Raw genomic sequence first — 14,481 nt, 5'->3', positions numbered from 1 at the left:
TGTCGGTGGCTAGCGGCCCGGCACCAGGGCGGTGACGGTGATCTCCACCTTCAGCTCGTCGGCGGGCATGGGCGCGCAGACGCAGGTGCGCGCCGGCGCATGGCCGGTGGGCACCCAGGCATCCCAGACGGCGTTCATGGCGGCGACATCGTGGCCGTCCTTGAGGTAGATGGTCGCCGAGAGCAGATGCTCCCGGTCGGAGCCGATCTCGGCGAGCAGGCCATCGAGGCGTTCGAGCATGCTCTCGGTCTGCTCGGTGATATCGCCGTGGCGGGCCTCGGGGCCGGCCACCTGGCCGCACAGCCAGGCCATGCCGTTATGAATCACCGCGCGGCTCATGCGCGCCTTGGTGTCGTGTCGCTCGATGCTCATCGTGGTCGCTCTCCGTTGGTCAGGTTGCTGCCGTGTCGCGCTCGGGCGTCACTCGGCGCAATCGATGCACTTCAGCACCAGGGGATCGCCTTCCAGGCGCCTGGCGCCGATCCATTCACCGCACTCGATGCACTCGCCATACTCGCCCTTCTCGATGCGCGCGAGGGCCCCCGTGATGCGCCGCAGCGCCAGCTGGCGACGCTGCTCCTCGGCGTTGGCCATGGCCTGCCCCTGCATGGCATCCATGCGCGACAGGCGCCCCACCGAGGTCTGGTCCAGCATCACGGTGTCGCGGGAGTCGCGGCTGGCGTCGCTCTGCTCGAGCAGTTCGGCGCGCAGCGCGTGCAAGCGCCTCACCACGGCGTCCATCTCCAGCTCAGGGTGGTTCATCATCGCCTCCACTTGCGGAAACTTTGAATCAGCCCGGCACGCCACCGCATGCACTCAAGCTGATATCCTAGGTCGCTTTCACCGGCAGGGCCGCCATGGCTCCATCTTGCCACCGCGCTCCTGCCGTCGCACTCCCGTCTTGCCATCCAACACGCACCGGAGGTCACCATGGGTTACCGCACCCTGCTGCGGGATCATCGCGGGCTATTGGGCATCGCCTTCCTGGCGATGTTCACCTCGAGCCTCGGTCAGAGCTTCTTCATCGGCCTCTTCCAGGCGCCGATCAGCACGCACCTGGGACTCTCCGCCGGGCAGTTCGGCACCGCCTATGCCGCGGTGACCCTGGTCGCGGGGTTCGCCGTGCTTCGCCTGGGCCCCAGCATCGACTGGGTGGCCCCGCGACGCTTCGCGCTGGTGGTACTCGCGGCACTGCTCGCCGGCATCCTGCTGTTGACCGCCGCCCCCTGGTGGGGGCTGGGGCTTCTTGGCCTGGGGCTGGTGCGTTTCTGCGGCCAGGGCATGATGACCCACCTGGGCAACACCCTCGCCGGCCGGGAGTTCGTCACCCTGCGCGGCCGCGCCCTGGGCCTGGTCAGCACCGGCATCATGCTCGGCGAGACGGCCCTACCGCCACTGATGGCGGCACTGCTGGTGTGGCTGGGATGGCGGGAGCTATGGTGGCTGTTGGTGGCCTTCCTGGCCCTGTTCTGGGTGCCGCTGCTGCTGCGCGGCCCCTGGCCGAAGGCACCGGGCAAGCGCCCGGCGCGTGGCCAGCGACGCGAAGGTCCGCGCCCCTTCCGCGAGGCACGCTTCTGGCAGTTGCTGCCGCTGCTGATGATCCTGCCGGTGACCATGACCGGGCTCTTCATCTACCAGGCACGCATGACCGAGGACCTGGGCAGTTCGCTCACCGTCTATGCCCTGGCCCTGACCGGCATGGGGCTGGCCAAGCTGCCCGGCGCCCTGCTTGGCGGGCGCTGGGTCGACAGGCTCGGCCCGGTACGCCTGGCAAGGCTCTACCTGCTGCCCTATGCGCTGGCCCTGGTGGTGGCCATCATCGCCGGCGGCCACGCCGGCGTCTGGGCGCTGATGGTGGGCGGGGGGCTCGCCATGGGGGCTCAGGAGTCCATCGCCACCAGCTTGCTGGTGCGCCTGTGGGGCGCCGAGCACCTGGGCACGGTGCGCGCCACCCTGAGCGCCGCCATGGTCTTCTCCACGGGTATCGCGCCGGCGCTGCTGGGCATCGCGCTGGACCTGGGCGCATCCTTCTTCCATGTCCTGGCCGGCATGCTGGCGATGCTGGTCATTGGCTGGGCGCTGGCCCAGGGCGTTCTGGCGAGCCCCGAGGCCCGGGGGGCCTGACGCGACACGCCGGCCCGGGGGCCGGCGTCGCGTGGTGCAGGCGATGGCGATCAGCGCAGCAGCAGCACCGGCCCCTTGGCCTTGCGCAGCATGGTGGTGGTGGTACTGCCCACCAGCAGGTGGCGGATGCGCGAGTGGCCATAGGCGCCCATCACCAGCAGGTCGATGCCCTGCTCCTCCTGGTAGCCGCGCAGGGTCGCCTCCACCTCACCGGCGCGGATGGCGCCCTCGGCCTCGTGGCCGGCGTCACGCAGCGTCTTCAGCGCCCAGTCGAGCTGGGAGCGGTTGTCCCCGGTCTCGGCGCCGACAATCACCATGTGCACCGGGATACCGTCGAACAGCGGGCTCTTGGCCAGCATCTCCACCCCCTTGCGGGTGGTCTTGCTGCCATCGAAGGCCAGCATCACCTTCTCCGGCTGCTTGAAGGACTCCGGCACCATCAGGATCGGCCGGTGCAGGGTGCGCACCACCCGCTCCAGGTTGGTACCCAGATGGTCACCGTCCTGGTGGGCCATCTCGCCGCGCTTGCCGATCACCAGCAGGCGCATCTCCTCCTGCAACTCCTCCAGGGTCTCCACCAGGGTACCGTTGCGCTGACGGGTGCCAGGCTCGGCCACACCATCCTCGACGGCCCGATCCCTGGCCGCCTTGAGCATCAGCCGGCCCTGTTCCTGGGCCACCTTGGCGCGCTTCTCCTCCAGTTCGGAGAGTTCCTCGAGCAGGTGCTCCCGCGACCCCAGGCCGATGTTGCCCGAGAGGTCCGCCTCGGCGGTCTGGGGATGGTTGTCGTTCACATGCAGGAAGGTCAGCGGGGCTCCCAGCGCCAGGCTGGCCCAGGCGGCGTAGTCGCACACTCCTTCCGAGTACTTCGAGCCGTCGATCGCGGCCATCACCTGTTCGGTCATCAATCTGTTTCCTGGCTGGCGTATGTCGTTGTCTGTCTCACCGTTTCTACCCGATCACGCATGCCTTGCATAGGACGTGGATCAACGTAACGCCGCTTGCCCTCACCCCTTCAGGTTCGCCACCAGGGCATCGGCGAAGGTATCGGTCGTGCCGTTGCCGCCCATGTCCGGCGTGACCTTCTCGCGGTCATTCTCCAGTACCTCGCGGATGCCACCCCGGATCTTTGCACCCTTCTCCACCATCCCCAGATGGTCGAGCATATCGGCCGCTGCCAGCAGCAAGGCACAGGGGTTGGCAATCTTCTTGCCGGCGATGTCCGGCGCCGAGCCGTGCACCGCCTCGAAGATGGCCACCTCACTGCCGATGTTGGACCCCGGGGCCAGGCCCAGACCACCGACCAGGCCAGCACACAGATCGGAGAGGATGTCACCGAACAGGTTGGTGGTGACGATGACATCGAACTGGTTGGGATTCATCACCAGCTGCATGCAGGCGTTGTCGACGATCATCTCCTCGAGCTCGATCTCGGGATAGCCCCTGGCCACCTCGCGGGCAACCTCCAGGAACAGGCCGGAGCTGGTCTTGATGATATTGGCCTTGTGCACCGCGGTGACCTTCTGGCGACCTTTCTGGCGAGCCAGCTCGAAGGCGTAGCGCACGATGCGCTCGGAGCCGCTGCGGGTCACTCGAATGCTCGACAGGGCGGTCTCGCCATCCTCGGAGAGGCTCTGGCCTTCGGCGAGATAGGCGCCTTCGGTGTTCTCGCGCACCGTGATCAGGTCGATGTTGTCGTAGCGCGAGCGGGTACCGGGGAAACTGATCGCCGGACGCACGTTGGCATAGAGGTCGAAGTGGCGGCGCAGCTGCACGTTGATGGAGGAGAACCCCTTGCCGATCGGGGTGGTCAGCGGGCCCTTGAGGGCCACGCGGTGCGTCTCGATCGCCGCCAGCGTCTCGGGAGGTACCAGGGTGCCATGCTTGTCCAGGGCGGCAAGGCCGGCATCATGAAACTCGTAGGTCAGGTCGCAGTCGAGCGCATCCAGCACGCGCAGGGTGGCCTCCATGATCTCGGGGCCGATGCCGTCGCCTTTCAATACCGCTATCGTTTGACTCACCTGGGGGTCCTCGTGGTGGTTGGTGGGTGGTGTGTTGCATGAAATGGAGACCGCCCCTCAGGCGGCCTCCAGGAAGGCTGTCAGGGGGCCGGCATGGGTCAGCGCCAGGCGGTGCATGGCCCGGGTGCAGGCCACGTAGAGCAGGTTGCGCTCCATGTCGGTGGCATAGTTCTTCGCCGTGACCTCGGGCACGATGACCCGGTCGAACTCCAGGCCCTTGGCCATGTGGGCGGTGCACACCACGATGCCCTGGCCAAAGGCGCTGCTCGTCTCGCCGAGCAGCTGCAGCCGCTCGAAGTCGCCGTGCTCGCCGCTCTCCAGCGCCTCGAAGACCTTCCTGGCCTGCTTCTGGGTCTTGCAGACGATGCCGAGGGTGTTGTGATCGGAGGCGGCGAAGTCGCGTGCCAGCTCGCCGATGGTGGCGAGCTCCGCCTTGCGGGTGCGGGTCTTGATCACCGCCGGCTCCTCGCCATGGCGTTCGATCGCCTCCAACTCGGGATTGGGTGAGATACGCTGGGCAAAGCGGGTGATCTCGAGGCTCGAGCGATAGCTCTTGTTGAGGGTCACGCAGGAGGACTGGCGCAGTACCCGGCGTATCTCCTCGGCCTTCGAGGCGCTGTAGGGATTCACCGACTGGAAGGCATCGCCGAGGATGGTCTTCTTGCACGAGAAGAGACGGCCGATCACCGCATACTGCACCGGGGTGTAGTCCTGCATCTCGTCGATCAGCAGGTGCTTGACCTCGCGCCAGCGCGAGCGCACGCCCTCCAGGCGCATCTTCAGGTAGATCAGCGGGAAGACGTCGGCATACTCCAGCCGCCCCCGGGAGGCGGTCCTGAACAGTTCCGGCCGTCCCAGCCAGTCGTAGAAGCCCTTGTAGGTCTCGCGCAGGGTCGCCTGCCGGAGCATCGTCTTGACGGCCGCCTTGAGCTGCTTGCGCTCATCGGGGTCCAGATCGTAGTTGTACTGGTTGCCGATCTTGCGCTCGATCTCCCAGCTTACCTGCTTGAGGCGTTCATTGGTGGCCAGGTGACGATGCTTGCGGAACACCTCCTCGATCAGCCAGGCGGGCACCAGCCGCCGGGCGATCCACAGGTCCTCGGCGGCGAAGCGGTTGGCCTCCACGTGGCCTGCATAGCGGTCGAGCTCGGTCAGGAATTCCGGCGAGGCCTTGTAGCGCAGTCGCGCCTTCATGGCCTCGTCGTCCTTCTCGAGCAGCGCCGTGGTCTGCTCGAAGAAGCTCTCGAAGCGGTACTGGCCATCGAGCAGTTCATCGGCCAGTTCCTCCATGCCGACCTGATTGACCGTCTCCTCACCGAGCTCGGGCAGCACGTTGGCGATGTAGTCGGAGAACACCCGGTTGGGCGAGATGATCAGGATGTCCTCGGAGCTCAGGCTGTCCTTGAAGCGGTAGAGCAGGAAGGCGATGCGGTGCAGGGCGATGGAGGTCTTGCCGGAGCCGGCCACTCCCTGGATGACCAGCGCCTGGGCCTCGTCATTGCGGATGATGGCGTTCTGGTCGCGCTGGATGGTGGCGACGATATTCTTCATGCCCTCATCGGAGGCACGGCTCAGTTCCTCCTGGAGCACCTCATCGACCACGTGCACCGCGCTGTCGATCATCAGCTCGATCTCGCCGCCCTTGATGCGGAACTGCCGCTTCAGGGAGATCTCGCCGGCCACCGGCCCCTCGGGGCTCTCGTAGGTGGCGGGGCCGGTCTCGACGTCGTAGAACAGCGAGGCGATGGGCGCCCGCCAGTCGTGGACGCGGCTCACCCCGGCGAGGTCGTCGTGGAAGTGGTGAATGCCGATGTAGACCGGCTCGGCCCTGCCCCCCCGGGCGAAGTCGAAGCGCCCGAAGTAGGGAGAGCTTCGGAGCTTCTCGAGCTTGTGGCGCCGGGCCAGGGCGTTGTCGCCGGTCATCACCGCCTGCTCGATGGACTCCCGTGCCGAGATCTTCTCGATATGGTCCATCTCGTCGCGGCTCGTCCAGAGGTACTCCTTCTGCGCCTGGATATCCTCGGCATAGGCCGCCAGTCGCATCTCGAGTTCCGCCAGGTTGGCCTCGATGCGCTGCAGGGTATGATCGAGCTGCCGCCGCTCGGCCGCTCGCTCGGGGGTATCGGCTTTCTGGTTCATCGTGGTCCGTTCAGGTCAGGAATCGGGAAGGGAGAGAAGCGTTCAGGTTTGGGTGCCTTGCTGGCATCCGGGGGCGAGATGATGGCGAAGGTACGCCGTCTCGCCACCTCCCGTGGGAGAGAGGCGGCAGTCTTGAGAGTTGCGCTTGATGGCATGCTTGACCTGATGGGAACGCGGATGGGGGGTCTCTGAACAACACGAGAAACGACGCTTTGCTAGTCCCGGGTGAGCTCCTCGGCCACGGCCGACTGCTCAGCAGCGAGCACCGGATCGTGGTAGCGCCAGAACACCGAGCGGATCCCCGGCCCGGCACCTGACAGCAGCACGGCGTCGATGGGGTTGAGGGCCTGATCGGCCTCGAGCGTCATGTCCGACAGGGTACGGTGCCCGATTACCCGCTGCCCCATGAACAGCAGGTCGTAGTCCACACAGTCATCCTGTTCGGGACGCTGCTGGTCGATGCTCAGGTAGCCCTGCTCCAGCAGTTGCTGGACGCGTGACGATGATGATTGATCAAGAGTATTCATGAATCATGCCTCCTGGAAACGCCAGGCTCGAACGCCTCGCACCAGGGCCCGATTGGTTCGACTCAGGAAACGTCCTCGCTCGAAGGAGGCAGACGTCACACCGGCGTCGTGCATGTCCTGGTAGACCACCAGCAGGCTCGTGCGCGAATCGAGTGGCAGGTAGTGGTGAACGCTGATCCAGCCATCCGTGGAGGAGAGCTCACCCACGTCGGGGAGAAAGGCACTTTGGCCGCTCATTGGTATTCCCTCTCTCGACCCGCGGTCCATGCAAACCGAGAGTCGGGCAAACTCAGGAGTCGCCGTCACGTAAGATGCCGACGAACAGGATGCAGATGAAGGAAGCGCGTTAGGGTGGACCGGGAAAGGTGTCGGTGAGTAACTGAGTCAACGGATTGCGCCTCTTGCAGTTACCAGCGACCTTGGCAAAGGTATCTGGATGATCAGGTAAGGAGGCGCTTACGATAACAGACCCTTGAACGCCTGCTCAAGTCAAGGGCTACTGACACCCTGCTCCTCGGCGAGCCGGTCAGCGTAAAGCACGGCCTCCTGATGGCCGCTGGCGACTAGCTGAAGATGCTTCAGGTAATGGCGCTCACTGGATTCCTTCAGGAGCGTCAGGGAAAGCCTTGCGGCCAGGGCATCCTCGATGTGAGTCAGCCCCACCTCCCCCGGAAGTGGCAAGGCCAGGGATGCAGCTTCGTGTATGTCCGCAACACGTATGGCAAACCGGTAACACTTGAGGAGTTCACGCCATCCCTCCTCCGACACACTGGAAGGAGGCATGAACTTGATCACCTTGGGGGTGGCCTCAAGGGGTGACCACGCCATCCAGGCCTGACCCACTGCCGCCGTACCAAGGTTGCATCGCTGCGCCTCGGTGGCTGGCACCACCACGGCATCCATGATCTCTTCATCGAGGCTCATCCGGTGGATGACCTCTATCGTCATGTCATTTTGCGTCAGTTTCAGCATCTCTCCTTACTCTACTCTGCACAATCGATGCATTTCAGCACGGTGGGATCCCACTCCAGTCGCTTGACGGCGATCCATTCTCCGCACTCGACACACTCCCCGAACGTGCCCCGATCCAGGCGAGCCAGGGCCGCGTCGATACGACGAATCGCCAGCTGTCGACGATCCTCCTCGGCCTTGGCCATGGCCTGGCCCTGCAACGCATCCATGCGTGACAGGCGGCCCACTGACTGCTGGTCCAGCATCACCGTGGCACGACTCTCCTTGCTCTCGAAGCTCTGGTCGATCAGCAGGGCCTTGGCATCCGCCAGCTGATGGGTGATCTTCTCGATATCGAGTTCCGGATGGTTCACGTCGCCTACCTCTCAGCCTGAAGCGCACCAGTTGTCGTGGAGCGAGCGGTCCGTCACAACGACCGCCACAAGGAGATAGCAGACACTATATCGCTCGCTCGGGGAAGTATAGTGCGCCGCCCAGCCCATCGATCCATCCGAGAGGTCAGCGATAGAACTGGGACAGTGCCCTGAGTACTTCGCTCGAGACTCGGGCCTGGGGCTCGGTATCGTCGAGTTCGTTCATGCGGTAGTCATAGACTTCGAAGGCCCCGGTGGGATGCACGGCTACCTGAAAGTCGGGCATCAGGATACCGTAGCCCATGTAGCTGCCCGAGAGCATCCACTCGCGGTGCGGCTCGTCGTCCAGCAGGCTTTTCCCCAGGGTGTAGTGCTCAGGCGCCGTCTCGCATCCCAGCAGCGTCTCGAGCAACGTCGGGGCGATATCGGCATGGTGCGTGCGACGCTGGATCACGCCACCGGGCCGGCCCGGCAGGTGCATCACCAGCGGGACCTGGACCTGTTCGGGGGTGTAGTTGCTGCCGTGCCCCCAGTAGTTCTTGCCATGCTCGTTGAAGGACTCGCCATGGTCGGAGGTGATGACCACGGCGGTATCGTCGAGCCGACCGCGCCTCTCGAGATCATCGAGCACCCGTCCCAGCTGCGCGTCGACGTAGCGCGCCGCGGTGCGATAGCGGTTCCAGTAGGGCTCGGGGTCGAAATCCGGCCCCAGGGCCATGTGGTTGATTTGCTCCCAGTAAGGCGTGAAGCGCGGGAAGTCGGGTGGATGGCTGTAGCCGTGCACGGCATCGTAGAACAGGAAGCCGAAGAAGGGGCGCTCGCCCTGCGCGGCGTCTTCACCCTCCATCCAGGCCAGCCAGTCATCGGTGATCTGCCGGTCGCGCTCCCAGGGCTCGCCCTGAGCCGGCTCCAGCGAGACATTCTTGAGGCCGGCGAAGACGTTGCGGTCGAAGGCGGGACTGACCAGGGTAGCGGAGGAGAGGATCTGGAAGCGATAGTCGGCGGCCTCGAGGCGCTCCATCAGCACCGGCGGCGTCTGACTGGCGGTAAAGGCCTCCCAGTAGGTGACCGGCAGGCCGTAGAAGAGATTGAACACCCCCGCCTTGGTGGAGTTTCCGCCGCTGATGTGTTCACTGGCGCGATACCAGCCGGGCCGACTCGCGTAACGACTGAGATTGGGCATCACCTCGGGATCGAGCATGTCATGACGCAGGGTATCCAGCACCACCAGCAGCAGGTTATCGGGTGAGAGAGGCGGTGCGCAGCTCAGGGGCGCCAGGGGATAGGTCAGGTCCTGCGCCTTGCCATCCGTCGCCTCGAGATCGACCCGGTCGCGTACCGCCTGGGCATCCACCCAACCCTGCTCGACGAAGAAGCGCTTGGCGGTGGCCGGATAGAAGACCGGCACGTCGCGGGTCATGCCGGTGATGTCTCGGTCGTAGTGGGCATCCGCCCAGGCATGCCAGCCGTGTACGCCCAGCAGGGCCAGGAAGCTGATGGCAAGCACTGGCCCCACAGGTCGTGACAGGGGACGCCGCTGAAGCAACCAGCCGACTCCCCCTTGCAGCACCAACATACCCAGCACGCCACCGATAGCCAGTGCCCAGGCGATCCATGAGAAGCTGAACACGTCACCGCCGGCGTTGAGCAGCAGGTCGAGAATGAAGCCGCTGAGGTGGAAGCGATACTGGGCATAGACGAAGGTATCCAGTAACAGCAGCAGCTGCAGGGCGCTGGCCCACAGGGTGGTCACCAACCACAGCCCGGCGCCACGCAGCAGCGTGGCCAGCAGGAACAGCGGCAGGGCCCCCAGCCACACCAGCAGCGAGAGATGGCCGAGGAATACCAGCAGCAGATAACCCCATTGCTCGGCCCCTTCAGGCTGGATATAGGCGACGTAGCGCAGGGAAATCAGCCAGGCCAGCAGCAGATTGGCCAGGGTCCAGGCGCCCAACCAGCGCCAGCGGCGCCACCATGATGTCAACATGTCGTGAGTCTCGATTCGGTGATGTCGGTGAGATGAGACGACCGACACCAGTGAGAGATGAAGGCCACTAGGGTAGCGTTCCGGCCACCGGTGCCCAAGCCACTGGTCATCGCATCGCCATGTTCTTGGGGCGCGCCTGGGTCTGACGTAAGCTGGATGCCATCATCGCCAGGAAGCCCATCATGTCGCGCCCCCTCGTCACCGCCCTCGGCCTGCTGGCCATCCTGATCCTGCTGGGCCTGCTGTGGCAGTGGCTTGCCATGCAGGACCTGCTCACCGCCGAGCGGCTGCAGGCCTGGATCGCCTCGGCGCCGGCCTGGCGCGACAACCCCTGGACCTTCCTGGTGGTGATGGCCGGCTATGCCGGCGCCCTGCTGGTGATGTTCCCGTTGAGCCTGATGGTGGCCCTCACCGGCCTGGTATTCGGCCCCGCCTGGGGCTTCGCCTACGCCACCCTGGGCACGCTGACCTCATCGGTGGTCTCCTACTGGGTGGGCCGCCGACTGGGACGCGAGGCGCTGATGGCCTACGGTGGGCGCCACCTGCGCGGCATGTCGCGCTACCTGGCCAGGCGCGGCATCCGCACCATGACGGTGATCAACCTGCTGCCCCTGGCCCCCTTCACGCTCACCAACATGATGGCCGGTGCCTTCCATCTGCGCTTTCGCGACTACATGATCGGCTCGACGCTGGGGATCGTGCCGGGCCTTGCCGCGGTGACCCTGCTGGGCAGCCAGCTCGGCGCCCTGGTCACCGCCACCAGCCGCGAGGAGCTGCTGTGGTCGCTGGCGGGCCTGGCCGCCGGCATTGCCCTGCTCTTCGCCCTGCGCCGCTATGCCGGGCGCCGCGGGAAGAAGGCTCAACGCCGTGAGGAGCGACCGGAGTGATACTGCGCCAGCAGGAAGGCGTAGAAGTCGTGGATGCGCCGCGCGAAGGCGCCGACATCATGGCCCTCGGCGAAGGCACGGGCCTGCTCGCCCAGCCGGGCACGCCGCTCGGGGTCTGCCATCAGCTCGCCCAGCCGTTCGGCCCACACTTCGCGATTCTCTGGAGTCTTGTGGCCGTTCTCGCCCTCCACCACCACGTCATCGATGCCGCTGGAGCGCACCGTCACCACCGGCAGGCCCGCCGCCATCGCCTCCAGGATCACCATGCCCTGGGTCTCGGACTTCGAGGCGAAGACGAAGATGTCGCCGAGATGGTAGTAGAGCGGCATCTCGTCGGGCGGCACCGCGCCCACCAGGGTCACCCGCTCTGCCAGCCCCAGCGCCTCGACCCGCGCCTGGAGTTGCTCGCGTGCCGGGCCGTCGCCCACCAGCAGCAGCCGGAAGCGGTGCCTGCCCCGGCGATGCAGCCCGGCCAGGGCCTCCAGCATGAACGCGATGTTCTTTTCCTTGCTGATCCGTGACACGCTGACCAGCACCACCTCGTCATCGGCGATGCCGAAGGCCGTGCGCAACTCGGCCAGGCGCTGTTCGTCGGCCTCGCGGAAGCGCTCGACGTCGATGCCGGTGGGCTGCACCAGGGTATTGGTGGTCACCCCGATCACCCGCAGGTACTCCTCGGCGGAATGCGTGGGCACCACCACCCCCTGGCACTTGTTGGAGAAGCGTCGGATCAGGTAGTGGGAGATCAGGTTGCGGAACAGCAGGCCCGGCAGCGGCACGAAGTGGGAATAGTGCTCGAGGCGCGTGTGGTAGGTGTAGACCACCGGCACCTTGAGCCGCCGCCCCATGAAAAGCCCCAGCGAGCCGAGCCAGAAGGGATGGTGGACATGGATGATGTCCGGCTTGAAGGCGCGCAGGCGACGGCGCAGCCGCCCCAGGAAGGGATTGGAGAGGCGAAACTCGCCCTTCTCGCCGAAGGCCAGCAGGGTCGGCGCCCGCTCGATATCGCCGTCGTCCGCGCCGGGCTCGCGGTAGCGCGGCACGAACAGCAGTACCCGGTCGCCCAGTGCCTCGAGGCCACGGCGCAGGCGCTCTACCGAGACCGTCACCCCGGAGACGAAGGGGAAATAGTTGTTGGAATACATGCCGATACGCAGCGCCCGCCCCTGGTAGGGGGTAGGATCGACATCGTAGTCGGGGTAGTAGTCGCGCTCCTCCACCACCAGGCGGTGCAGGTGAATGGCGAGCAGCAGCAGGCCACTGACGAGCAGCAGGAAGCGCAGATAGCTGACGTAGAAGAGGGAATAGACAGCGTTCCAGACGCTGTCGAGGGTGCGCTGCCAGGCCGGCACGTCGACATCCAGCCGCACCGGTTCGATCTCGATGCCCTCGGGCGACACCCGCACGTCCACGAAGTGGTGGAAGCTCGACTCGCTGTCGACGATGAGCCCACCCGCCCCGCCGGTGGTGATGTACTCGACGCCGTTGGCCTCGAGGCGCGAGAACAGCGTCAGGTTCGCCGAGAACACCACATCAACCCCGTGGCGCTCGAAGCGGGTGATCAGCCCCTGGCGGAAGGCCGGATCCTCGAGGTAATGGTCGGACTCGAAGACCGGAGTTTCCTCCAGTTCGCGATGGACGGGCAGGCCGATGAAGACGAAACGATGCGCAGCATTGGAGGCGGCCAGCTCGCGCTCCAGCCAGTCCAGCTGCCAGGAGAAGGAGGACTTGCCGGTGCCGTCGAGGAACAGGAAATGGGCATCGTCGACCACGAAGGAGAAGAAGTGCGGGCCGAACTGCTCGTAGAAGCGGAAGCTGCCAAAGTCACTCTCCTCGTTGTCGCCGAAGGTGAGCAGATAGGGCATCTCCAGTCCAGACAGCAGGTGGTGGACGGTGCGGTAGCTCTCCTCCTGACCGCCGCTTACCGCGTTGCCGGCGGAGACCACGAAGTCATGGTCCGCGGCGTTGAGGCGCGGCACGATCTCGTCGCCGAACAGGCGGACCGAGTTATTGACATTGCCGACCACGGCGAAGCGGAAGTCGTGGCGCCCGTCGAGGCGCTGATGAATCGCCTGCACCTGAGCAGCGTGCACCGATGTATTAACCGGGTCGGTCAGGTGGAGATAGCCCTGATAGACGACCAGTCCCAGCAACAGCAGCAGGTTGGCGTAATACAGGGGGCGCAGCCAGGCCTTTCGCCAATGCATCATCTACAGTCCGTGTGAAGCGATCGAGACGACCGAGACGGCACCTCCCTGTGCCGCGACGGGTCCCCGCTCAGGGCGTTTCGGGTCGATGTCAAGCGAACACCTGAGTCCACTCATCGCGCTTGGCCAGGAGACCACGAGCGATCTCCTGGGCGCCTTCCAGGCTGTGGCTGGCCGCCCAGCCGCACTGCATCTCGTTGCAGGCCGGGACCTCGGTGGCCTCGAGCACGTCCTTGAGGGTGCCTTCCAGCAGCTCGAGCACGCCGTCGTAGTCGTCGTGGTTGATCATCGCCACGTAGAAGCCGGTCTGGCAGCCCATGGGGCTGATGTCGACCACCTTGTCGGAGTGGTTGCGCGACAGTTCCGCCATCAGGTGCTCCAGGGAGTGCAGGCCAGGCATCTCCATGTGCGCCTGGTTGGGCTGGCAGATACGCAGGTCGTACTTGTGAATGGTATCGCCGTGCTCGCCGGTCTTGACGTCGGCCAGACGCACATAGGGGGCCTTCACCTTGGTGTGATCCAGGTTGAAGCTCTCGACGTTCATCTTCTCTTCGGTCATGGGGTTCTCCTGTGGGGCTCAGGGTCACGGGCGGTCATGCCCGTGCCATTTATGTCGGATTCAGAGTTCCGGTGCGTCGTAGTCGTGGGGCTCGTCGGTGTAGACGCAGACATTGGCATGATCCACGTCACCGTCATCCGCCTCGACCTGGCTGGCGAAGAACGCCTTGATCTCGCGACGGTTGCAGTGCGCCTCGAAGGCTTCTCGGCTGGCCCAGATCTCGTGGAAGACGATGGGGTAGCTGGCCCCCTGGGCGTTGGGGTGATCGATATGCCGGGTCACCGTGTACTGGAGGCAGCCGTCCTCGCGGTGCGCATTGGGCTCGAGCGCCTGCAGGGCCTTGAACACGGCCTGTTCGCGGCCGGGCTTGGGCTTGAAGTTGGCGATGCAGTAGAGCTTCTGGGACATCTTGTTTCTCCGTGTCGTCGGGGGTCAGAGCCTGGCGGCGTCGCGCAGGCCAGCGGCCTTGTCGGTGGCCTCCCAGGGGAAGGCCGTGAAAGTCTCGGTGTGCGCCTGGCCCTGGGTGTCGGTCCAGCGGTAGCTGGTCTCGAAGGGCTCGCGACCGAAGTGGCCGTAGGCCGCAGTCAGCTGGTACATGGGGTGCAGCAGGTCGAGCATGCGGGTGATGGCGTTGGGCCGCAGGTCGAAGTGCTCGCGCACCAGCTCGATGATGCGGGCGTCGTCCACCCGGCCGGTACCGAAGGT

The 14,481-nt window shown here is 65.5% G+C and carries 16 protein-coding genes; 2 read left to right on the top strand and 14 right to left on the bottom strand.

Annotated elements, in window-relative coordinates; all coding sequences use genetic code 11:
* Window positions 1-9 precede the first annotated feature (9 nt).
* Window positions 10-372 carry a RidA family protein gene (locus SCI24_RS06965; protein ID WP_318724694.1) on the bottom strand — a complete coding sequence of 121 codons (363 nt, stop codon included), beginning with the start codon at window positions 370-372 and terminating at the stop codon, window positions 10-12.
* 48 nt (window positions 373-420) lie between these two features.
* A complete protein-coding gene (locus SCI24_RS06960; protein ID WP_318724693.1) occupies window positions 421-762 on the bottom strand; it encodes a TraR/DksA family transcriptional regulator in 342 nt (113 codons plus the stop codon).
* Window positions 763-930: 168 nt separating this feature from the next.
* Between SCI24_RS06960 and SCI24_RS06955 the strand changes: the two genes are divergently transcribed.
* The gene (locus tag SCI24_RS06955; protein WP_318724692.1) at window positions 931-2,124 is read left to right on the top strand and encodes an MFS transporter; all 1,194 of its coding nucleotides are present in this window, start codon (window positions 931-933) and stop codon (window positions 2,122-2,124) included.
* Between the two features lie 50 nt (window positions 2,125-2,174).
* Here SCI24_RS06955 and SCI24_RS06950 read toward each other — a convergent pair whose 3' ends face one another.
* From SCI24_RS06950 to SCI24_RS06915, 8 genes are all read right to left on the bottom strand, one after another.
* A complete protein-coding gene (locus tag SCI24_RS06950) occupies window positions 2,175-3,029 on the bottom strand; it encodes a universal stress protein (protein WP_318724691.1) in 855 nt (284 codons plus the stop codon).
* Between the two features lie 102 nt (window positions 3,030-3,131).
* Complete coding sequence (locus SCI24_RS06945) at window positions 3,132-4,145, bottom strand: isocitrate dehydrogenase (protein WP_318724690.1); 1,014 nt, start codon at window positions 4,143-4,145, stop codon at window positions 3,132-3,134.
* A gap of 57 nt (window positions 4,146-4,202) precedes the next feature.
* On the bottom strand, window positions 4,203-6,284 hold the full coding sequence (locus SCI24_RS06940) for a HelD family protein (protein ID WP_318724689.1): 2,082 nt from the start codon (window positions 6,282-6,284) through the stop codon (window positions 4,203-4,205).
* A 215-nt stretch (window positions 6,285-6,499) separates the two neighbouring features.
* On the bottom strand, window positions 6,500-6,811 hold the full coding sequence (locus tag SCI24_RS06935) for a hypothetical protein (protein ID WP_318724688.1): 312 nt from the start codon (window positions 6,809-6,811) through the stop codon (window positions 6,500-6,502).
* A gap of 3 nt (window positions 6,812-6,814) precedes the next feature.
* Complete coding sequence (locus SCI24_RS06930) at window positions 6,815-7,048, bottom strand: hypothetical protein (RefSeq protein ID WP_318724687.1); 234 nt, start codon at window positions 7,046-7,048, stop codon at window positions 6,815-6,817.
* A gap of 252 nt (window positions 7,049-7,300) precedes the next feature.
* Window positions 7,301-7,783 (bottom strand): hypothetical protein, encoded by a 483-nt coding sequence (locus tag SCI24_RS06925; protein WP_318724686.1) that lies wholly within the window; start codon window positions 7,781-7,783, stop codon window positions 7,301-7,303.
* A gap of 11 nt (window positions 7,784-7,794) precedes the next feature.
* Window positions 7,795-8,136 carry a TraR/DksA family transcriptional regulator gene (locus SCI24_RS06920; RefSeq protein WP_318724685.1) on the bottom strand — a complete coding sequence of 114 codons (342 nt, stop codon included), beginning with the start codon at window positions 8,134-8,136 and terminating at the stop codon, window positions 7,795-7,797.
* A 145-nt stretch (window positions 8,137-8,281) separates the two neighbouring features.
* Window positions 8,282-10,123: a DUF3413 domain-containing protein gene (locus SCI24_RS06915; protein ID WP_318724684.1), complete on the bottom strand. Its 1,842-nt coding sequence runs from the start codon at window positions 10,121-10,123 to the stop codon at window positions 8,282-8,284.
* A 182-nt stretch (window positions 10,124-10,305) separates the two neighbouring features.
* Here SCI24_RS06915 and SCI24_RS06910 point away from each other — a divergent pair, with 182 nt between their 5' ends.
* On the top strand, window positions 10,306-11,010 hold the full coding sequence (locus SCI24_RS06910) for a TVP38/TMEM64 family protein (protein ID WP_318724683.1): 705 nt from the start codon (window positions 10,306-10,308) through the stop codon (window positions 11,008-11,010).
* Here the strand turns inward: SCI24_RS06910 and SCI24_RS06905 are convergent.
* The 4 genes from SCI24_RS06905 to SCI24_RS06890 all read right to left on the bottom strand — a co-directional run.
* The gene (locus tag SCI24_RS06905) at window positions 10,983-13,220 is read right to left on the bottom strand and encodes a glycosyltransferase (protein ID WP_318724682.1); all 2,238 of its coding nucleotides are present in this window, start codon (window positions 13,218-13,220) and stop codon (window positions 10,983-10,985) included. The genes SCI24_RS06910 and SCI24_RS06905 overlap by 28 nt on opposite strands.
* 88 nt (window positions 13,221-13,308) lie before the next feature.
* Window positions 13,309-13,776 carry an S-ribosylhomocysteine lyase gene (locus SCI24_RS06900; protein WP_318724681.1) on the bottom strand — a complete coding sequence of 156 codons (468 nt, stop codon included), beginning with the start codon at window positions 13,774-13,776 and terminating at the stop codon, window positions 13,309-13,311.
* 60 nt (window positions 13,777-13,836) lie between these two features.
* A complete protein-coding gene (locus SCI24_RS06895) occupies window positions 13,837-14,184 on the bottom strand; it encodes a putative quinol monooxygenase (protein WP_027960478.1) in 348 nt (115 codons plus the stop codon).
* Window positions 14,185-14,208: 24 nt separating this feature from the next.
* Window positions 14,209-14,481: methionine adenosyltransferase domain-containing protein (locus SCI24_RS06890; protein WP_318724680.1), on the bottom strand; the 273-nt coding region annotated here is incomplete at its 5' end.

It is taken from the genome of Halomonas sp., assembly GCF_033549285.1.
GTDB lineage: Bacteria > Pseudomonadota > Gammaproteobacteria > Pseudomonadales > Halomonadaceae > Halomonas.
The sequence above is the reverse complement of the archived record's forward strand: the minus strand, read 5'-3'. Positions and strand labels throughout refer to the sequence as shown.